A 20,053-nucleotide genomic window follows, 5' to 3' on the forward strand; every position below is an offset into this window, starting at 1 on the left:
GGACGGAGGGTCAGGCGGGGTACTCGCCCTTGCGGACGACGAGCTGTCCGGCGTCGTCGGCGACGCCGAAGGCGGCGGGGAGCGGCTCGTTCTTCATGTAGAGGCGTTCGGCGACCCGGCGGGGCAGCGGGTAGTACTCGAAGGCGCCGTGCACCGTGCCGTCCGGGCCCATCGGCTGCGGCACGAATCTGGCGACCGAGACGATGCGGTAGTCCTCGCGGCCGCGGGAGTCCACGATCGCGATCTCGCTGATCTTCCGGGTGCCGTCGGCGTGCCGGGTGAGCTGGACGAGGACGTCCAGCGCGCTGTTGATCTGGTCCTTGATGGCCACGAACGGGATCTCGACCTCGGACATCGACGCCAGGGTCTGGAGCCGCATCAGCGCGTCCTCCGCGCTGTTGGCGTGCACGGTGGCCAGCGAGCCGTCGTGACCGGTGGACATCGCCTGGAGCATGTCCAGCGTCTCGCCGCCGCGCACCTCGCCGACGATGATCCGGTCGGGGCGCATCCGCAGCGAGTTGCGCACCAGGTCGCGGATGGTGATCCGGCCCTTGCCCTCGACGTTGGCCGGGCGGGCCTCCAGCGTGATGACGTGCGTCTGCTGGAGCTGGAGCTCGGCGGAGTCCTCGATGGTGATGATGCGCTCGCCCTCGGGGATCAGCCCGGAGAGCGCGTTGAGCAGCGTGGTCTTGCCGGAGCCGGTCGCGCCGGAGACGACGACGTTGAACTTCGCCCGCACCAGGCCCGAGAGCAGCATCAGCATGTGCTCGTCCAGCGAGCCGAGGCCGATCATCTCCCGGAGGGTGTAGGAGCGGGGGAAGCGGCGGATGGTGAGCGTGGCGCCGGACAGCGAGAGCGGCGGGATGACGACGTTGACCCGCTCGCCGGAGGGCAGCCGCGCGTCGACCATCGGATTGGTCTCGTCGACCCGGCGGTTGACGGTGGAGACGATGCGCTCGATGGTCTGCATCAGCTGCTCGTTGGAGGCGAACCGCAGCGGCAGCAGCTCGACCTTGCCGGCCCGCTCGACGAAGATCTGGTCGGGCCCGTTCACCATGATCTCGGTGACCGAGGCGTCCTCCAGCAGCGGTTCGAGGATGCCCAGGCCGAGCGCCTCGTCGACGACGCGGCGGATGAGCATGGCCCGCTCGTGGGTGGAGAGGACCGGGCCCTCGCGGCTGATGATGTGGCCCAGTACGCGTTCCAGCCGGGCCCGCCGCTCGGCGGCGGCCAGCGAGGACATCTCCGCGAGGTCGATCTCCTCCAGCAGCTTGCCGCGGTAGACGGCGACGAGGTGGTTCTCCTCCTGCTGGCCGTTGGGGGCCTCGGGAGCGTTGATGCGCGCCCTCAGGCTCATGGTGCGGACTCCTTCGTACGCGGCATGGTCACGGTCTTCTCGGTGGCGAGGCCGTCGACGAACGGGATGACCGAAGGGATGGTCACCTTCGCGGTGACGGACACCCGGTCCGGCGCGGGGCGCTCGACGAAGTCGGCCCCGTCCGCGATCCAGGCGCTCATCGCGGCCTTCCCGGCCTGGACGTAACCGATCTCCGGCTCGTCCAGCCCCGCGGTCCGGGCCGCGGCCCGCGCCCCCGTACCGGCCTGCTGGATCGCGTACGCCGCGATGCCGAACTGGACCAGGGCCAGACCCACCAGGATCAGCACCGGCAGCATGCCGAGGAACTCGACCACGGTCTGTCCGCGGTCGCCCCTCTTCTTCGCGCGCAGCACCATGGCTCAGTCCCCTTCCCGTACGGCGGCGGCCTCGCCGGTGACGTCGAACGGGAAGGCGAAGGAGCCCGGGAAGAGGACCGGGACCCGCAGCGTGACCCGGGCCCTGACCAGGCCGGGCGCGTCGCTGCAGCGGACGGCGGCGGTGGCCCGCCAGCTCGCCCCCAGGTCCTGCGTCCCGCCGCGCTCGCACGCTCCGGGGCCGCCGGAGCCCGCCGCGCGCGCGGCCCCGTCGGCGGCGTTGCCGGCCAGCGTGTACGTGAAGCCGACCAGCGCGCACTGCCACAGCAGCACCAGGGTGATCACGATGAGCGGAAGCATGCCGAGGAACTCCACCGCGACCTGCCCCCGGTCCTCCCGCGCTCGCCGTACGCGCCGCGCGACCCGTACCCGCCAGGCCGTCATCCGTCAGCCCTCCCCTGCCGGTCTGCCGGCGGCGGGCGCGCCGCCCCGGCGCCGCCGGAGCCCGATCGAGCCGCGGTCGTTGCGGTACCGGCCGCGCCTGTTGCGGCCGTGCCCCGGCGCCCCGTCGTCCGGGCCCTGGCCCAGGCCCAGTTCGCCGGCCAGCGCCCACATCGCCTGCTTGACCGTGCCGCGGTCGTCCAGGTCCTGCATCCGGCCCGAGTCGACCGCGGGCTGGAGCTCCTTGAAGCCCGCGGGCACCGCCGTACGGGCCACCCGGGTGCCGACGATCCGCTGGACCAGCGGCGGCTGGATCTCCGTGCCGCGGTTGTGCCGGTTGACCACCGCGAGGGTGTCCTCGGCCTTGCGCACCTGGAGGCGGTCCCACATCCGTACGGTGCGCTTGGCGGCCCGTACGGTGACCACGTCCGGGGTGACGACCAGCACCGCGCCGTCGGCCATCTCGATGGCGGCGGCGTTCGCGCCGGTCAGCTGGGACCCGCAGTCGATGATCACCACGTGGTACCGGCTGCGCAGCGCGTTGATGATCTGCCGGGTGGTCCGCTCGTCCACCTCCTCGCCGCGCTCGCCCTCGCCCGGCGCGAGCAGCAGCCCGACGCCCGTCTCGTGGTGCATCACCACGTCCTGGAGGACCCGCGGCGAGATGTCCTTGATACCGGCCAGGTCGGCGATCGACCGGCGGAACTGCACGTCCAGGTAGGAGCCGACGTCACCGCTCTGGAGGTCCATGTCGACCAGCGCCACGTGCGTGCCCACCGACCGGGCCGCCAGCGCCAGCTGCACGGCGAGCGTGGTGGTGCCGACGCCGCCCTTGGCGCCGCTGACCGTGATGACCGTGCCGCCGGCACCGGCCGGCAGCGTCGGGTCGGCGGTGAGGTGGCGGCGCACGCCGGTGGCCCAGTTGGCGGCGGCCTGGAGCCGCGCCGACAGCTCGTCGTAGGAGAGGGGCAGCCCGACGACGCCGCGCGCGCCGGCGTCCATGGCGGCGGAGTACACCGAGGGCCCGGCGTCGGCGGTCATCAGGACCACGCCGACCGCGGGGAAGCGCAGGGCCACCTCGCGCACCAGCTCCAGCGCCGGCAGCGGGCCGACGCGCTCGTGCACGAGGACGACCTCCGGCAGGTCGGCGACCGACTCGTCGGCGAGCTGCCCGAGGGTGTCGAGCAGCAGCGTCGAATCGGCGACGGGCCGGCCGGGGTCGGCGTCCGGCAGCTGGCTCAGCAGCGTCGTCACCGAGCGGGCCGCGTCGGCGTCCCCGACGGCCGGGAGGATTCGTGTGACCATCCGTTACCTCACTTGTCCCCGGCCAGGGTGTAGTCCCGCTGGTCGTCCGGGATGGTGGCGTCGCTGCCCGGCGCGACCAGCGCCAGGCGTACGTGGGTGGCGAAGGACTCCGCGTACGCCACGCGCTGCGCGTCGAGGGTCTTGAGCGCGAAGGTGATCGGCACCGCTTCGCCGCCCCCGTTCGCCGCCTCGCCGGGCCGCGGCTTGAGCGCGGTCAGCCGGCCGACGTCGATGACCTTGGCGTTGCTGACGATGACCTTGGAGCTGTCGGCGTCGCCTTCCTTGCCCGCGAAGGTGGCGTAGATGTTGACCGTGGCACCGGGCGTGATCTTGCCGGCCACGCCGGTCGCGGCGTCGATCATGATCGCGATCTCCTGCTGGCCGGGCTGGAGGGCCGGCCGGTCGGCGACCATGTCGCTCTGCAGCAGCGAGCCCTTGCGCAGCGGGTTGACCGCGATCCGGCCCACCACCTCGTCGAGGTTCCGTACCGCGGTTCTGGGCAGCCAGCGCTCGGGAAGCCGGATCTTCCGGAACTGCCCCGCCTCCAGGGTCTTGTACGCGGCGACGTCGGTCCTGAGCTCGTAGGCGGAGACCTCGGGGCCCACCTTGGACTCCACGTCGCTGATCACCGACAGGACGCCGGCGAAGGCGCCGAATGCGCACAGGACCGACAGGAGCAGCAGGATGATGCCGCGGCGCTGGCGTGAGTTCATGGTTGCGGACTACCTCGTTCAGGGCGGTTACGGTGAGCGGGGCGGGGCATGACGCAGGGGAGGCGCGGGAGCGGTGGGTCCGTGACCGGGTGGCGGAGTGCCGCCGTCGCCGAGTAATCCGTCCATGTGCCCACTGTGGCCGCCGCACCGGGTGGCCGCTACCGCGACCGGCCGGACGGTCCGGCTCCGCGCGCTGCGGCGGTGCCGGAGGGGCTGCGGTGTTCGGCGGGAAGCACGGGAGCGGCGCAGAACGCGCAGCGGTCACCGATGAGTTCCAGGCCGCACCAGGGGCAGGGGAAGCGGTGCACGGAGGCGACCAGCTGAGCGAGTACGGCCGTGTCCGCGATGCCGGCCGCGAACTCGGTCAGCCTGCCGGTCCCCCACCAGCGCGCGGATTCCGCGGGCAGTTCGGCCTGGTGCACGGCCTGTACGGCCCACTGGCCGGCCAGGGTGTGCAGCCACTCCGAGGTGAGCTGGCCCTCGGCCACCGTCATGTGGGTGGCGAACTCCGGGCCCGGCAGCCGGGCGTCCTCGGCGCCGGGCATGACCAGCTGCGGGGTGGGGTGGGCCAGCACGGCGAACTGCGAGCCGGGCACCCACGACCGGGCGTGCGCCTTGAGGCTGACGGGCACGGCGTCGAGCCGGGTCACGCTGTTCAGCAGCGCGCCCGCGTGGATGTAGTACGTGAGCAGCCGGGCCGCGGCGCCCAGGACGCCGGGACCGACGTCGCAGACGGACAGCTGGCGCAGCTGACGGACCAGCAGGCCGACGCCGAGCGGCGGTAAGTCGCTGCCGATCAGGGCGATCCGGTCGCTCTCCAGGACGGCGCGGAGGGTGTGCAGCCGGCGGACGTGCTCCTCGGACACCGCGCGGGAGTGGACCACGAGGACGTGGCCGTGCTGCTCCAGGAGGAAGTGCATCTGGGACAGGGCGTCGTCCAGCGACTGGCGTTCCGGGGGGCCGAGCACATGCGCCGGGGGCGTGATCCGGTCGGGGGGCGCGAGCACCAGATCAGGACTGGTGACTGCTATCGCGGTCGGCATGTGTGTGTCCCCGTTTCACCACGTCACTCGCTCCACAACTTCCCTCGCTGCGGTGTCCTGTCTTCCGCAGACTTTAGCCGCGTCCCAGGCGCCAGAAAACACTTCGCCGGCTCCGGAGGCCGCCACGGCAGCGTTCTCACGGTAGCCATTCTGAGGATCATTTACCGATCAACCTCGATCTATCCATGACCGTTGAAAAAGAACGCGCAAATGCACGTGCATCCGCAGATGCGTACCGCCTATTTCGCGACATTGCCGACAACCAGCGCTATACAGCGCTCAGTTGCACCGTAGCCCCCTACAACACCCCTTCAGCGCCCGGCCGTACCACCCCCTTCGCCACCATTGCGCCCCTTTCGCGACGGCGCCGCATCGCCGGAATTTCCCCCTTCTCACCGGAATGGACTGCGGAACACATCGACCGCCCGGAATTCATCGGGCGACCGCCGGAAACCTCCCCCGGAAGTGATCACGATCAATTCCCCATTCGAGTACGGCTCTTGACAGAACCATTGGTCTGGACCACGTTGTACGGCAGCACGCAGGGGCCCCTGAGCGCGCACTCCGTAACACCCGACTTCCCCCCACGGAGGCTGTTGTGGTTCGCGCACGTCCAAGAATGTTCACGCTCACGAAGAGACTGCTCGGCTGTCTTGCCGCCGCCGCGCTGACGACCGCGGGGCTGACCGCGGCGGGCGCCGTCGACGAGGCCCGGGCCGCCGCCCCACCTGCGCACGCGCTCACCGGTTACTGGCAGAACTTCGACAACGGCGCCACCGTCCAGAAGCTCAAGGACGTCCCCGACGCGTACGACATCATCGCCGTCGCGTTCGCGGATGCCACCGGTACGCCGGGCGAGGTCGGCTTCACCCTCGACCCGGCGCTCGGCTACGGCTCGGTGGACGACTTCAAGGCGGACATCAAGGCCAAGCAGGCGGCCGGCAAGTCCGTGATCGTCTCGGTCGGCGGCGAGAAGGGCGCGGTCTCGGTCGCCGACGACGCCTCCGCGCAGAAGTTTGCGGATTCGGTCGGGAAGCTGATGTCGGAATACGGATTCGACGGCGTCGACATCGACCTGGAGAACGGCCTCAATTCGACCTACATGACCAAGGCGCTGAAGTCGCTGCACGACGCGCACGGCGACCTGGTGGTCACCATGGCGCCGCAGACCGTCGACATGCAGTCGCCGCAGAACGAGTACTTCAAGACAGCGCTGGCCATCAAGGACTTCCTCACGGTCGTCAACATGCAGTACTACAACAGCGGCTCCATGAACGGCTGCGACGGCAAGGTCTACAGCCAGGGCTCGGTGGACTTCCTCACCTCGCTGGCCTGTATCCAACTGGAGAACGGCCTGGATCCGTCGCAGGTCGGCATCGGCGTTCCGGCGTCCTCGAAGGCGGCCGGCAGCGGATACGTCGAGCCGTCCGTGGTCAACGCGGCGCTGGACTGCCTCACCAAGGGCACCGGCTGCGGCGCGTTCAAGCCGTCCAAGACCTACCCCGGGCTGCGGGGCGCCATGACCTGGTCGACCAACTGGGACGCGGCGAACGGCAACGCCTTCGCGAACGAGGTGGGCGGGCACGTGCACGGCCTCTGACAGTCGTCCGCCTCCCCCGGACCCCCCACATCGCGGGTCTCCCCACCGCCCGCGAACGGGCCCGCCGCCGGCTCTCCCCGGCGGCGGGTCCTTTTCCCTCTCACGGCGGGGCGGTCACTCCCCGGCCGGCCTGGGCAGCGTGCACCCCTCCCGGTTCAGGTCGAGCTTGTTGCCCGTACCGAAGCACTTCGGTATCCCGTACGTCTGCTGGGCGTAGCCGATGCCCTGATGGATGGTCACCGTGCCGTCGGCGGCGACCTCACAGGGGTTGTTCAGCGTGCAGCGCGCCCCGTCCTCGTTGAGGGTGTTGTTCACGGCCGCGACCTTGCCGGTGGCGGTGTCGACCACCGGTGAGCCGGAGGTGCCGCCGATCGTGTGGCAGCTGGAGGTGTAGCGGACCGAGTCCTTCCAGGTCCACTCGCCCTCCTTCAGCGTCGGCGCGAAGCCGTCGATGCCGCAGGAGTAGATCTTCTTCCAGTAGCCGGAGACGACCTTGATCGAGGCGCCCTGGGCCGGCCGCTCGGTGGCCAGCGCAAGCGCCTTGATGCCGTACTTCCGCTGGATGTCGGCGTACGTGGAGGTGAGTTCGTACAGTGAGACGTCGGTGTCCGTCATCGTCGCGTACGCGACCTTGCTCGCCCGGACCGTGCCCTTGTTGGCGCCGGTCGAGCTGAGCAGGGTGAAGCTGCGGCTGGACGCCTTGTCGACGACGACCTCGCCGGCCCCCGGCATGCCCGACTCCAGGCAGTGGCCGTTGGAGAGGACCAGTGCCTTGTCGGTGTCCTGGGAGTTCGGCAGCCGCACCACCGAACCGGAACAGTTGCTGAGCGCCACGGTGCCGGCGAAGTCGACGGCCCGCGGCGCCGCTTTGTGCTGCGTGAGCTCGACCTGGACCTCGGCCGTGACCGGCCGGCCGTCGCCGCCGGGCAGATGCGCGTCGGCCACGGCGGGCCCGGCGCCGGCGCCGACGAGGGCGGCCGCGCCCAGTAGGGCGCCGGCGAGAGCGGTGCTGAGAGGTCTGTGCATGTGGGGTCCTCTCCGGTATGCGTACCGGAGGTTTCACCCCCCGGTGTTGTCATGCACATACTCCGGGCGCCGGGGGGTGAAGGCAATGGGGCGTCAGACGACCAGACTGACTGCCGCGGCCACCACGAAGCCCGCGACGGAGAGCACGGACTCCAGGACCGTCCAGGTCTTCAGGGTGTCGCGCTCGGAGATCCCGAAGTACTTCGAGACCATCCAGAAACCGCCGTCGTTCACGTGCGAGGCGAAGATCGAGCCCGCCGAGATGGCCATGATGACCAGGGCCAGGTGCGGCTGGGAGAGGTGCTGGGCCTCGACCAGCGGCAGGACGATGCCGGCGGTGGTGACGATGGCGACCGTGGCGGAGCCCTGGGCGACGCGGAGCACGACGGACAGCAGCCAGGCCAGCACGATGACGGGCAGGCCCACGTCGTGGAAGGTGTCGGAGAGGGCGTCCGCGACGCCGCTGCCCTTGAGGACGGCGCCGAAGATTCCGCCGGCGCCGACGACCAGCAGGATGTTGCCGACCGGCTTCAGGGACGCGGTGGAGACCGTCTCCAGGGACTTGCGGGACCAGCCGCGGCGGATGCCGAGCAGGTAGTACGCGAGGAGCAGCGCGATGGTCAGGGCCACGAAGGGGTGGCCGAAGAACTCGATGACCGAGCGGCCGGAGGACGGCTGCAGCCCGATGGAGGAGAACGTCGCGAGCAGGATGAGGATCAGCGGGGTGCCGATGATGGCGAGGACGGTGCCCAGCGGCACGGGCTTCTCGTGGGCGTCGACGCCCGCGGCGGCCTTCTCGGCCGCGACCGCGGCCTTGGCCTCCTCGGCGGCCTCGACCATGTCCTGCGGTACGGGCACGAAGACCCGCTTGCCGATCCACGCGGAGTACGCCCAGGCGGCCAGCACGGCGGGGATGCCGCAGACCAGGCCCATCAGGATGATCCAGCCCAGGTCGACCTTGAACAGGCCGGCGGCGGCGACCGGGCCCGGGTGCGGCGGCAGGAAGGCGTGCGTCATGGACAGGCCGGCCAGCAGCGGCATGGCGTAGAGGACGACCGACTTGCCGGACCGTTTGGCGGCCGCGTAGACGATCGGCGCGAGCACGAAGATGCCCACGTCGAAGAAGACCGGGATACCGAAGATGAGGCCGGTCAGGCCCATCGCGAGCGGGGCGCGCTTCTCACCGAAGAGGCGCAGCAGCCGGGCGCTGAGCACCTCGGCGCCGCCGGAGACCTCAAGGATCGCGCCGAGCATCGTGCCGAGGCCGATGATGATCGCGACGTGTCCGAGGATGCCGCCCATGCCGCTCTCGATCATCGAGACGACGTCGGACTTCTGGACGGTGCCGAAGAGTTCGGTGACGGAGAGGCCGGCGGCCAGGCCGACCGCGATGGAGACGGAGAGCAGCGCGACGAAGGGCTGCAGCCTGACCTTGATGATCAGGAAGAGGAGCAGGACGATGCCGAGCGCGGCGACGGTGAGCAGACCGGCCGTGCCCGGTATGAGGGCGAGCAGACCGCCGGTGTGCGGTGGTGGCGCTGGGGTGGGGGCCGCGGCGAGGAACATGGCAGGACTCCGTTGTCAGGCAGGGGGTTTCCAGGCAGGGGGGACCGCGGCACGGCGCCCCGTCGGTACGGGGCACCGCGCCGTGCGGCAGGTCGTGCAGGTGCGGGGGGTGGACTCGCGCTAACGGCAAGGGACCGGGGCCTCTTTCCGTGCAGAAGCGGGAGGGGGTACGCGGCTCAGCTCAGGACGGCGAGCGCGTCGATCTCGATGAGCAGGCCCTTGGGCAGGCCGACGTACACCGTCGTACGCGCGGCCGGCGCCTCCTTCAGACCCTGCTCCTCGAAGTAGGCGTTGTAGATCTCGTTCATCTCGGCGAAGTGGTCGACGTCCGTGAGGTAGACGCGCATCATCATGACGTCGTCCCAGGACGCGCCGCCCTCTTCCAGGATCGCCTTGACGTTGGCGAAGGTCTGGAGGGTCTGCTCGCGCAGGGTCGGGCCCGCGGGGGTGGGCGCCTTGCCCTCTTCCGCCGGGAGGAAGCCGACCTGGCCGGCGACCTGAAGGATGTTGCCCTTCTTGACGCCGTGCGAGAACTTGGCGGGCGGGGTGGTGTGGGTGGCCGGGGTGAGGGCGATCTTCTCGGTCATGGTGGTTCTCAGGCTTCCTTGTGGTCCTGCGGGGTTCTTACCGGGCCGTTGCCGGAGTACTCCCGGCTGATGGCATCCGCGGTACGGCGTACCAGCGGGAGCAGTGTGAGGAGTTCCTCGGCGGAGACGACGACGTTCGGTGCCGAGACCGACATCGCCGCGACCAGCCGGCCGTCCGCACCGCGGATGGGTGCCCCGATGCAGTTGATGGACTCCTCGTGGCCACCGAGGTCGGTGGCCCAGCCCTGTTCACGCACCTTGGCCAGCTCGGCCAGGAAGGCCGTGGCGTCGGGGGTCGAACGGGCTGTGTACTGGGGGTAGTCGAGCCGTTCGGCGACGGCGCGCCGCTCCGGCTCGGGGAGGTCGGCGAGCAGCAGCTTGGCGACCGCGGCGACGGTGATCGCGACGGGCTTGCCGATCCGCGAGTACATCCGTACCGGGTAGCGGCTCTCGACCTTGTCGATGTAGAGGACCTCGTTCTCCTCGTACACCGCGAGGTGGATGGTGTGGCCGACCTTCTCGTTGAGCGCGACGAGGTGGGGGTGGGCGATGTCGCGCACGTCGAGGTTCTCGACGGCCTCCTGGGCGAGGGCGAAGAGCCGGGCACCCAGGCGGTAGCGCTGGTCGGCCTGGCGGTAGACCATGCCGTGCTCGTGGAGGGTGCGCAGCAGCCGCAGCGCGGTGGACTTGTGCACGCCCAGCCGGTCGGCGACCTGCTCCAGGTTGGCCGGCCCCTGCGCGAGCAGCGGCAGGATGCTCAATGCGCGGTCGACTGTTTGGCTCATGAAGGGACCTCCACCCGTACGTCCACGGCCCCGTCCTCGGTCCATCCGGGGCCGAGTCGCAGTGTCCCCCAGGCCTCCGGGGTGAGTGCGACGAGGTGGTCGGCGAGTTCCCGCGCGGGCGGGGTGGCCAGGTCGCCGGGGACGGTGAGGGAGGCGGCGGCGATGAGGTGGCCGTGCCGGATCCGGTCGAAGACCGGCAGGCCGCGCAGGGTCGCGGAGAGGAACCCGGCGGCGAACGCGTCCCCGGCGCCGACCGGGGCCGCCACCTCGACGCGCAGCGCGGGCGCGAAGGTCACGGTGTCGGTGCCGTCGGGCTGCCGCTCGTACACCGTGGCGCCCTCGCTGCCCTGCTTGACGACGAGCACTCCGGGCTCGGGAAGGGCCTCGCGCACGGCGGCGTGGCCGTGCACGTCCCAGGCGGCCGCGGCCTCGTCCTCGCCGACGAAGACCAGGTCGCAGCCGCGGGCGAGGCCGAGGAGGATGCCGGGGGCCTGCTCGGCGCGGTCCTTCCACAGGCCGACGCGGTAGTTGAGGTCGAAGGAGACCAGCGGGCGGCCGGGGCGGCGCTCGGTGATCTTCTCCAGGAGGCCGAGGCAGGTGTCGGAGAGGGCCGCGGTGATGCCGGTGACGTGGACGACGCGGGCGTCCCACAGGGCCCGCTCGTCCGCGAGGTCCGGGCCGAGGGCCGAGGCGGCGGAGCCGGCGCGGTAGTAGACGACCTCGGCGAGCTGCTGCCTGTCCGGCTCCCCCTCCGCGCCGGTGGCCCGCTCGCCCGCCGTACGGAAGTAGATGCCGGTGGGGCGCCGCGGGTCGCGCCGGACGTGGCCGACGTCGACCCCGTGCGCGGCGACGGTCTCCAGGAGGTGGTCACCGAAGCCGTCCGTGCCGACCCGGGAAATCCAGCGCACGGGGTGCCCGATGGCGGCCAGCGCGCAGGCCACATTGGACTCGGCGCCGCCGATGGCGCGGTCGAAGGAGGGCACGTCGGCGAGCCTGCCGGGGCGTGCGGGCAGGAAGGTGACCATGGACTCGCCCAGGCAGACGACGTCGGTGGTGACGTTCGGTGGCGTGGTCACTGTGGTCACGGTGTTTCCCTGCTCCTCGCGGTGTGTGCTGGGGGTCCCGGTGGTGCGGAGCGCGTGTTCAGCTCCCTGTTTCCCACCATTGACCCGACGATGAATCGGATGCTAGACAGCGTTTAGCGATATGCGCAATGGGCGTTGCAGATGTTGCAACAAGGAATTTGAGGAGAATCCCATGGCCGCCGATCCCCGGTCCGACAACGCAGTCGGACGGCTCGCCGACGAACGGGTGGACCACCGCTTCAAGGCCCTCCCCCCGGACGCGGAGGGACTCACGGTCGGCGACCTGGCGGCCCAGCGCCGCAACCTCTTCACCGGCGGTTTCACCACCCCGGTACTCGCCCTGTCCGCCGAGTCGGTCGAGCACAACCTCGCGCTCATGGAGACCTACTCGGCCCGGCACGGCCTCGCCTTCGCGCCGCACGGCAAGACCTCCATGTCCCCACAGCTCTTCGCACGGCAGCTGGAGCACGGCGCTTGGGGCATCACCGCGGCCGTGCCGCACCAGGCCCGGGTCTACCGCGCCTTCGGCATCCAGCGGATCTTCCTCGCCAACGAGCTGGTGGACGCCGCCGCGCTGCGCTGGCTGGCCGGCGAGCTGGACGCCGACCCCGGCTTCCGCTTCATCTGCTATGTCGACTCGCTGCGCGGCATCGAGCTGATGAACGCGGCCCTGGTCGAGGCCGGCGCCACCCGCCCGGTGGACGTCGTCATCGAGCTGGGCGCGGGCGACTCGGCCCGTACCGGCGTACGGGACGAGGCCACCTGCCTGGACCTGGCCAACGCCGTCGCCGCCGCCGACACCCTCCGCCTGGTCGGCATCGCGGGGTACGAGGGCGAGGTGCCGGACGCGAACGCCGAGCGGGTCGCCGCCTGGCTGCGCCGCCTCGTGGCGCTCGTCGTCGACTTCGACAAGGCGGGCCGCTTCGCCGACCTGGACGAGATCGTGCTGAGCGCGGGCGGCAGCGCGTGGTTCGACACGGTCGCCGAGGTCTTCGCCGAGGTGCCCGAGCTGACCCGCCCGGTGCTCAAGCTGCTGCGCTCCGGTGCGTACGTCTCGCACGACGACGGCCACTACCGCCATCTCACCCCCTTCAACCGGCACCCCGACGAGGGCGCGCTCCAGCCCGCCTTCCGGCTCTGGGCGCAGGTCGTCTCGCGCCCCAACGGCGAGCAGGCGTTCGCCAACGCGGGCAAGCGGGACGCGGCGTACGACCTGGACCTCCCCGAGGCGCAGGTGGTGCGGTCCGGCCGCGACGGCTCGGTACGCCCCGCCGACGGCATCGCCGTGACCGGCCTCTCCGACCAGCACGCCTGGGTACGCACCGAGCCCGGCGCCGAGCTGGAGGTCGGCGACTGGATCGGGATGGGCCTGTCCCACCCGTGCACGTCCTTCGACAAGTGGCAGCTCATCCCGCTGGTCGAGGCCGACGGCACGGTTTCGGACTTCGTCCGTACGTTCTTCTGAGAGGGCCGCCCACCATGGATCTCGTCATTCGCGACGTCCGCGTCATCGACGGCACCGGCGCGCCCTCGTACCGAGCCGACGTGGCGCTCGACGGCGGCCGGATCGCCGCCATCCACCGTGCGGGAGACGGCGGCGCACGCCCGTCGGCCCGCCGCGTCGTGGACGCGCACGGTCTCGCCCTGTCCCCCGGCTTCATCGACATGCACGCCCACAGCGACCTCGCGCTCCTGCGTGACCCCGGGCACGAGGCGAAGGCCGCGCAGGGCGTCACGCTGGAGGTCATCGGCCAGGACGGGCTGTCGTACGCGCCCGTCGACGACCGCACTCTCGCCGAGGTCCGCGCCCAGATCGCGGGCTGGAACGGCGACGGGTCGGACATCGACTTCAGCTGGCGCTCGGTCGGCGAGTACCTGGACCGGCTGGACCACGGCTTCGACGGCAACGGCATCGCGATCAACGCCGCGTACCTGATCCCGCAGGGCACGGTACGGATGCTGGCGCTGGGCTGGGACGACCGGCCCGCCACCGACGCCGAACTGGCCCGCATGCGGCGGCTGGTCGCCGAGGGCCTGGAGGAGGGCGCCGTCGGCCTCTCCTCCGGACTCACCTACACCCCCGGCATGTACGCCTCGGACGCCGAGCTGACCGAGCTGTGCCGGGTGGTGGCGCGCTACGAGGGCTACTACTGCCCGCACCACCGCTCGTACGGCGCGGGCGCGCTCCAGGCGTACGAGGAGATGGTCGGCCTCACGCGCGAGGCGGGCTGCGCGCTGCACCTCGCGCACGCCACCATGAACTTCGGCGTGAACAAGGGCCGCGCCCCCGAGCTGCTGACGCTGCTGGACAAGGCGCTGGACTCCGGCGCCGACATCAGCCTCGACACCTACCCGTACACCCCCGGCTGCACCACGCTCGTCGCGATGCTGCCGAGCTGGGCGAGCGAGGGCGGTCCTGAGGGCATCCTGGCCCGGCTGCGCGACGACGCCGAGGCGGCCCGCATCCGCGAGGTGGTGGAGGTCGAGGGCGCCGACGGCTGCCACGGCGTGCCCATCGAGTGGGACGCGATCGAGATCTCCGGCGTCGCGCACCCCGAGCTCGACGCGTACGTCGGGAAGACCGTCGCGCAGAGCGCCGCCGAGCGCGGCGAGGAACCGTGGGTGACCGCCCGCCGGCTGCTCATCGAGGACCGCCTCGGCTCGACGATCCTGCAGCACGTCGGGCACGAGGAGAACGTCCGGCAGATCATGCGGCACCGCGTGCACACGGGCGGCAGCGACGGCATCCTGCAGGGCGCCAAGCCGCACCCGCGTGCGTACGGCACGTTCCCCCAGTACCTGGGCCGGTACGTCCGTGAGCTGGGCATCCTCTCGCTGGAGGAGTGCGTCGCGCACCTCACGGGGCGGGCCGCCGCCCGGCTGCGGCTGCCGGACCGCGGGCTGGTCCGCGAGGGGTACCGCGCGGACCTGGTGCTGTTCGACCCGGAGACCGTGGCGGCGGGCGCGACCTTCGAGGAGCCGCGCACCCTGCCGGTCGGCATCCCGCACGTGCTCATCGACGGCCGCTTCGTGATCGAGGACGGCAGGCGCACGGACGTGCTGGCGGGACGGTCGGTGCGGCGGACGCCCGCGACGCGCGACTGAACCCCGTACCGGCGGACATGTCGAAGCTCACATTCCGTCGGCGGACCGCCCGGCCCCCGCTGCGGATTCCGTTGTGCGGCTTCGATGGCGAAGCACTCGATGGTGAGCACATGGGAAATATCGGTGCGGTGTCGCGCGCGGCTTGGAATGTGCAGCGAGGGGCAGTGGGCGCCACCCGGCGCCCACTCCCCCGCCGCCCCCGGCGTGGCCCATAACACCAGGCGGGGCGCGTCGCACGCCCGTAAGGTGGCGGACATGCAGGTGATCCAGTCAACCAAGCTCGCCAACGTCTGCTACGAGATCCGTGGCCCGGTTCTTGAGGAGGCGATGCGGCTGGAGGCAGCAGGTCATCGCATTCTCAAGCTCAACACCGGCAATCCCGCCGCGTTCGGCTTCGACTGCCCGCCGGAGATCCTGGAGGACATCCTCCGCACGGTCGGCACGTCGCACGGCTACGGCGACGCCAAGGGCCTGCTCTCCGCGCGCCGCGCGGTGATGCAGCACTACCAGACCCGCGGCATCGACCTCTCGGTCGACGACATCTACCTCGGCAACGGCGTCTCCGAGCTGATCCAGATGTCGATGCAGGCACTGCTGGACGACGGCGACGAGGTACTGGTCCCGGCCCCCGACTACCCGCTGTGGACGGCGTCGGTGTCGCTGTCGGGCGGTACGGCCGTGCACTACCGCTGCGACGAGCAGGCGGACTGGATGCCGGACCTGGCCGACATCGAGCGGAAGGTCACCGACCGCACCAAGGCCATCGTCGTCATCAACCCGAACAACCCCACGGGCGCGGTCTACGACGACGAGCTGCTGCGCGGCATCGCGGAGATCGCCCGCCGGCACAACCTGATCGTCTGCGCGGACGAGATCTACGACAAGATCCTCTACGACGGCGTCACGCACACCCCGTTCGCGGCCCTCGCCCCCGACCTGCTGACCCTGACCTTCAACGGCCTGTCCAAGGCCTACCGGGTGGCCGGCTACCGCAGCGGCTGGCTCGCGGTCTGCGGCCCGAAGGCGCACGCCACCTCGTACATCGAGGGGCTGACGATCCTGGCGAACATGCGGCTGTGCGCCAACATGCCGGCCCAGCACGCGGTGGCCACCGCCCTCGGCGGCCGGCAGTCGATCAACGACCTGGTACTGCCGGGCGGCCGGCTGCTGGAGCAGCGGGACGCCGCGTTCGACCTGCTCTCGCAGATCCCGGGGGTCAGCTGCGTGAAGCCCCGGGGCGCGCTCTACGCCTTCCCGCGGCTGGACCCGAAGGTCTACAAGATCAAGGACGACCGGCAGATGGTGCTGGACCTGCTGCGCGCCGAGAAGATCATGATCGTGCACGGTACGGGCTTCAACTGGCCCGAGCCGGACCACTTCCGCCTGGTCACGCTGCCGAACAAGGACGACCTGACGGACGCGGTCACCCGCATCGGCACCTTCCTGGACGGCTACGGACAGTACTGAGCACAGCCGTTTGCTGTACGCGGGATAACTTTAGACTCGGTCTAATGTAGGCTGGTCTCCTGACGTTGCCAGGAGGCCATCCCATGTACGAGCCGATCCGCACCAAGTCGGTCCACTCCATGGCCGAGCAGGATTTCCCGCACCGCTCCCGCGCGGAGGAACTGGACATCCGGCTCGCCGGGCATCTGACCGCTCTGCTGACCACCCTCGACGAGCTGCGTGCGCTCACCCCGTCCGACGCACTCGACGATGCCGCCGACCGGCTCGCCGAGCAGGTCGCCCGGCTGCGCGGCGGCGACTTCCCGCTGCGCGCCCGGCCGTCCGGCGACGACCGGGGCCGGCTGCCCTCGCTCCGCCGGCGTGCCCACACGCTCGCCGGGAACGCCCTGGTCGTGGCCAACTCCCGGTCCGACAAGGCGGCCGCCGCACTCGCCGCCGAGGTACTGCGGCTGCACGACGACGCGGGGAAGCTGGCCACCGCCTGACCCCGCCCCCACACCTCCGGGGACGGCCGTGGTGCTCATCCCGTCCGTCCCCGGAGCTCCACCCCATGAGAAGGGCCCCGTCACCGATTCGGTGCCGGGGCCCTTCTCACGAGCCGTTCTCGCCGGCCGCTACGGCCGGCTGTTCCCGCTAGCCCAGACGCTGCACCAGCGCGCGGTACTCGTCCCACATCTCCTTCGGCGTGTGGTCACCGAAGGTGTTGAGGTGCTCGGGGATCAGCGAGGCCTCGTCGCGCCAGACCTCCTTGTCGACGCTGAGCAGGAAGTCGAGGTCAGCGTCCGGCAGGTCCAGCCCGGCGGTGTCCAGGGACTCCTTGGTCGGCAGGATGCCGATGGGGGTCTCGACGCCCTCGGCCTTGCCCTCCAGGCGCTCCACGATCCACTTCAGGACACGGCCGTTCTCGCCGAACCCGGGCCAGACGAACTTGCCCGCCTCGTTCTTGCGGAACCAGTTGACGTAGTAGATCTTGGGCAGCCTGGCCGCGTCGGCGTTCTTGCCGACCTTGACCCAGTGCCCCATGTAGTCGCCCATGTTGTAACCGCAGAACGGCAGCATGGCGAACGGGTCGCGGCGCAGCTCGCCGACCTTGCCCTCGGCCGCCGCGGTCTTCTCGGAGGCGACATTGGCGCCGAGGAAGACGCCGTGCTGCCAGTCGAAGGACTCGGTGACCAGCGGGACGGCGCTGGCGCGACGGCCGCCGAAGAGGATCGCCGAGATCGGCACGCCCTTGGGGTCCTCCCACTCGGGCGCGATGATCGGGCACTGGCCCGCCGGGGTGGTGAAGCGGGCGTTGGGGTGGGCCGCCGGGGTCCCGGACTCCGGGGTCCAGTCGTTGCCCTTCCAGTCGGTGAGGTGGGCGGGGGTCTCCTCCGTCATGCCCTCCCACCACACGTCGCCGTCGTCGGTGAGCGCGACGTTGGTGAAGACGGAGTTGCCCCACAGGGTCTTCATGGCGTTGGCGTTGGTGTGCTCGCCGGTGCCGGGCGCGACGCCGAAGAAACCGGCCTCCGGGTTGATCGCGTACAGCCGGCCGTCCTCGCCGAAGCGCATCCACGCGATGTCGTCACCGATGGTCTCGACCGTCCAGCCGGAGATCGTGGGCTCCAGCATCGCGAGGTTGGTCTTGCCGCAGGCCGACGGGAAGGCGGCGGCGACGTACTTCGCCTCGCCCTGCGGCGGCGTGAGCTTGAGGATCAGCATGTGCTCGGCGAGCCAGCCCTCGTCGCGCGCCATGACGGAGGCGATGCGCAGCGCGTAGCACTTCTTGCCGAGCAGGGCGTTGCCGCCGTAGCCGGAGCCGAAGGACCAGATCTCGCGGTCCTCGGGGAAGTGCGAGATGTACTTGGTGGAGTTGCAGGGCCAGGGCACGTCCGCCTCGCCCTCGGCGAGCGGGGCGCCCAGGGTGTGCACGGCCTTGACGAAGAACCCGTCCGAGCCCAGCTCGTCCAGGACCGGCTGGCCCATCCGGGTCATGGTGCGCATCGACACGGCGACGTACGCCGAGTCGGTGATCTCCACGCCCAGCGCGGACAGCGGCGAGCCCAGCGGGCCCATGCAGAACGGGACGACGTACATCGTCCGGCCGCGCATGGCACCCCGGAAGATGCCCTCCTCACCAGTGAAGCTGTTTCCCTTTTCCCCGGTAAAGATGGCCCGCATCTCGGCGGGGGCTTTCCAGCGGTTCGTCGGGCCCGCGTCCTCCTCCTTGTCGGAGCAGATGAAGGTGCGGTCCTCGACGCGGGCGACGTCGCTCGGGTCGGACGCCGCGTAGTAGGAGTTGGGTCGCTTGATCGGGTCGAGCTTCTTGAACGTCCCCTTGGCGACCAGCTCTTCACACAGGCGCTCGTACTCCGCCTCCGAGCCGTCGCACCAGACGATGCGGTCCGGCTGGGTGATCGACGCGATCTCATCGACCCAGGCGATGAGCTCCTGATGGGTGGTCGGGTGCTTGAGGGAGGGAGCCGCGTTGTCGCGCGCCACGATCGCTCCTAGATGAGGGGTTTATGCGAACATCAGCACAATGTCCGCTTTTGTAGATGTTGGCCCCTTGGGGGCTGCGACCCGGATGCTTCGTGACCGCTCATCCGGTGCCGACCGCACTCATTTGATCATCCGACGCCGACCGGATTCTGTCCAGAGGGCGCCTTGGTGACCGTCACCACTCCCGGACTGATCCGTAACTTACGGTGGCGTATATAGGCTGGCGCCCATGTCTTCCGCGCCCGAAGCCACCGCCGGCCACACGGCCGAAAGCAGCACTGCCCAGTCCGTGACCTCAGCGGTCTCCGCGCTCACCGCTCCGATCAAGCCGAAGCTGCGAGGCTGGCTGCATGCCGGGATGTTCCCTGCCGTGCTCTTCTCGGGGGTCATGCTCACCGCGCTGGCCGACAGCACGCGTGGACGCGTCGCGTGCGGCATCTACACGCTCTCCGCGTGTCTGCTCTTCGGCGTGAGCGCCATCTACCACCGCGGCAACTGGGGCCCGCGGGTCACCGGCATCCTGCGCCGGCTGGATCACGCCAATATCTTCCTGATCATCGCGGGGACCTACACCCCGCTGACCATCCTGCTGCTCCCCGACGGCCGCCGGGACCTGCTCCTGTGGGGCATCTGGGCGGCCGCCGCCCTCGGCATCGCCTTCCGTGTCTTCTGGGTCGGCGCACCCCGCTGGCTCTACACGCCGTGCTACATCGCGATGGGCTGGGCGGCGGTCTTCTTCCTCCCGGACTTCCTGCAGAAGGGCGGCATCGCCGTCCTCGTGCTCGTGATCGTCGGCGGGCTGCTCTACAGCGCGGGCGGCGTGATCTACGGGATCAAGCGGCCCAACCCGTCACCTCGGTGGTTCGGCTTCCATGAGGTCTTCCACTCCTTCACCCTCGCGGCGTTCGTCGTGCACTACGTCGGCATCTCGCTGGTGGCCTACACCCACGCCTGACGCCGCCCCCGGAGCGGTCCGGGCTCTCCCGGCGCCTCCCGCGCCCCTGGCCCACCGTGGCCGCGGCCTCGACGCCGCGGCCACTTGCCATGTCAGGGCCGCCACCCCGGCCAGCACCAGCGCGAGGACCACCGCGGTGCCGCCCAGGAGAAAGCCGCCCACACACACCCCGGCGGCCAGGACGACCGCTCCGTGCAGG

18 protein-coding genes are annotated in these 20,053 nt (G+C 70.7%); 6 read left to right on the forward strand and 12 right to left on the reverse strand.

All coding sequences use genetic code 11. The features are described 5' to 3' along the window. Positions 1 to 10: 10 nt before the first annotated feature. The 6 genes from ACIGQF_RS34930 to ACIGQF_RS34955 all read right to left on the reverse strand — a co-directional run bounded on the left by ACIGQF_RS34930 (position 11) and on the right by ACIGQF_RS34955 (position 5,194). Positions 11 to 1,357: a CpaF family protein gene (locus ACIGQF_RS34930; protein WP_361566680.1), complete on the reverse strand. Its 1,347-nt coding sequence runs from the start codon at positions 1,355 to 1,357 to the stop codon at positions 11 to 13. Continuing rightward, positions 1,354 to 1,734 carry a TadE family protein gene (locus ACIGQF_RS34935; RefSeq protein ID WP_361566678.1) on the reverse strand — a complete coding sequence of 127 codons (381 nt, stop codon included), beginning with the start codon at positions 1,732 to 1,734 and terminating at the stop codon, positions 1,354 to 1,356. Before ACIGQF_RS34935 ends, ACIGQF_RS34930 begins: the two co-directional genes overlap by 4 nt. Before the next feature lie 3 nt (positions 1,735 to 1,737). Beyond that, positions 1,738 to 2,136 (reverse strand): TadE/TadG family type IV pilus assembly protein, encoded by a 399-nt coding sequence (locus tag ACIGQF_RS34940; protein ID WP_399718960.1) that lies wholly within the window; start codon positions 2,134 to 2,136, stop codon positions 1,738 to 1,740. A gap of 3 nt (positions 2,137 to 2,139) precedes the next feature. Then, positions 2,140 to 3,438 carry a CpaE family protein gene (locus ACIGQF_RS34945; RefSeq protein WP_399718963.1) on the reverse strand — a complete coding sequence of 433 codons (1,299 nt, stop codon included), beginning with the start codon at positions 3,436 to 3,438 and terminating at the stop codon, positions 2,140 to 2,142. Between the two features lie 8 nt (positions 3,439 to 3,446). Then, positions 3,447 to 4,151 carry a Flp pilus assembly protein CpaB gene (gene cpaB / locus ACIGQF_RS34950; protein ID WP_399718965.1) on the reverse strand — a complete coding sequence of 235 codons (705 nt, stop codon included), beginning with the start codon at positions 4,149 to 4,151 and terminating at the stop codon, positions 3,447 to 3,449. 158 nt (positions 4,152 to 4,309) lie between these two features. Continuing rightward, a complete protein-coding gene (locus ACIGQF_RS34955; protein WP_399718968.1) occupies positions 4,310 to 5,194 on the reverse strand; it encodes a hypothetical protein in 885 nt (294 codons plus the stop codon). 619 nt (positions 5,195 to 5,813) lie between these two features. Between ACIGQF_RS34955 and ACIGQF_RS34960 the strand changes: the two genes are divergently transcribed. Beyond that, the gene (locus tag ACIGQF_RS34960) at positions 5,814 to 6,794 is read left to right on the forward strand and encodes a chitinase (protein WP_399718971.1); all 981 of its coding nucleotides are present in this window, start codon (positions 5,814 to 5,816) and stop codon (positions 6,792 to 6,794) included. A gap of 114 nt (positions 6,795 to 6,908) precedes the next feature. On the opposite strand, the gene ACIGQF_RS34965 is transcribed toward ACIGQF_RS34960, so the two are convergent. From ACIGQF_RS34965 to ACIGQF_RS34985, 5 genes are all read right to left on the reverse strand, one after another. After that, the gene (locus tag ACIGQF_RS34965) at positions 6,909 to 7,820 is read right to left on the reverse strand and encodes a serine protease (protein ID WP_399718974.1); all 912 of its coding nucleotides are present in this window, start codon (positions 7,818 to 7,820) and stop codon (positions 6,909 to 6,911) included. Between the two features lie 93 nt (positions 7,821 to 7,913). Next, positions 7,914 to 9,386, reverse strand: coding sequence for a GntP family permease (locus tag ACIGQF_RS34970; protein ID WP_399718978.1), 1,473 nt, complete (start codon positions 9,384 to 9,386; stop codon positions 7,914 to 7,916). Positions 9,387 to 9,562: 176 nt separating this feature from the next. Beyond that, positions 9,563 to 9,973 carry a RidA family protein gene (locus tag ACIGQF_RS34975; protein ID WP_361566655.1) on the reverse strand — a complete coding sequence of 137 codons (411 nt, stop codon included), beginning with the start codon at positions 9,971 to 9,973 and terminating at the stop codon, positions 9,563 to 9,565. An 8-nt stretch (positions 9,974 to 9,981) separates the two neighbouring features. Further along, the gene (locus ACIGQF_RS34980) at positions 9,982 to 10,758 is read right to left on the reverse strand and encodes an IclR family transcriptional regulator (RefSeq protein ID WP_361566653.1); all 777 of its coding nucleotides are present in this window, start codon (positions 10,756 to 10,758) and stop codon (positions 9,982 to 9,984) included. Next, positions 10,755 to 11,783, reverse strand: a complete 1,029-nt coding sequence (locus tag ACIGQF_RS34985; protein ID WP_399719091.1) for a sugar kinase — start codon at positions 11,781 to 11,783, stop codon at positions 10,755 to 10,757. The genes ACIGQF_RS34980 and ACIGQF_RS34985 overlap by 4 nt, the downstream gene beginning before the upstream one ends. Positions 11,784 to 12,015: 232 nt before the next feature. Between ACIGQF_RS34985 and ACIGQF_RS34990 the strand changes: the two genes are divergently transcribed. From ACIGQF_RS34990 to ACIGQF_RS35005, 4 genes are all read left to right on the forward strand, one after another. Further along, entirely contained in the window at positions 12,016 to 13,308 is a 1,293-nt protein-coding gene (locus ACIGQF_RS34990; RefSeq protein ID WP_399718983.1) for an amino acid deaminase, read from the forward strand. Between the two features lie 14 nt (positions 13,309 to 13,322). After that, complete coding sequence (locus tag ACIGQF_RS34995; protein ID WP_399718985.1) at positions 13,323 to 14,948, forward strand: amidohydrolase family protein; 1,626 nt, start codon at positions 13,323 to 13,325, stop codon at positions 14,946 to 14,948. Between the two features lie 255 nt (positions 14,949 to 15,203). Continuing rightward, complete coding sequence (locus tag ACIGQF_RS35000) at positions 15,204 to 16,415, forward strand: pyridoxal phosphate-dependent aminotransferase (protein WP_361566646.1); 1,212 nt, start codon at positions 15,204 to 15,206, stop codon at positions 16,413 to 16,415. An 83-nt stretch (positions 16,416 to 16,498) separates the two neighbouring features. Beyond that, positions 16,499 to 16,900, forward strand: a complete 402-nt coding sequence (locus ACIGQF_RS35005) for a hypothetical protein (RefSeq protein WP_399718989.1) — start codon at positions 16,499 to 16,501, stop codon at positions 16,898 to 16,900. A gap of 148 nt (positions 16,901 to 17,048) precedes the next feature. Here the strand turns inward: ACIGQF_RS35005 and ACIGQF_RS35010 are convergent, their stop codons facing one another. Further along, the gene (locus ACIGQF_RS35010; RefSeq protein WP_399718992.1) at positions 17,049 to 18,899 is read right to left on the reverse strand and encodes a phosphoenolpyruvate carboxykinase (GTP); all 1,851 of its coding nucleotides are present in this window, start codon (positions 18,897 to 18,899) and stop codon (positions 17,049 to 17,051) included. A gap of 229 nt (positions 18,900 to 19,128) precedes the next feature. On the opposite strand from ACIGQF_RS35010, the gene ACIGQF_RS35015 reads away from it, so the two are divergent. Beyond that, positions 19,129 to 19,854, forward strand: a complete 726-nt coding sequence (locus tag ACIGQF_RS35015; RefSeq protein WP_399718995.1) for a hemolysin III family protein — start codon at positions 19,129 to 19,131, stop codon at positions 19,852 to 19,854. Positions 19,855 to 20,053: the final 199 nt, after the last annotated feature.

The sequence above is a fragment of the Streptomyces sp. NPDC053560 genome, from assembly GCF_044544605.1.
GTDB lineage: Bacteria > Actinomycetota > Actinomycetes > Streptomycetales > Streptomycetaceae > Streptomyces.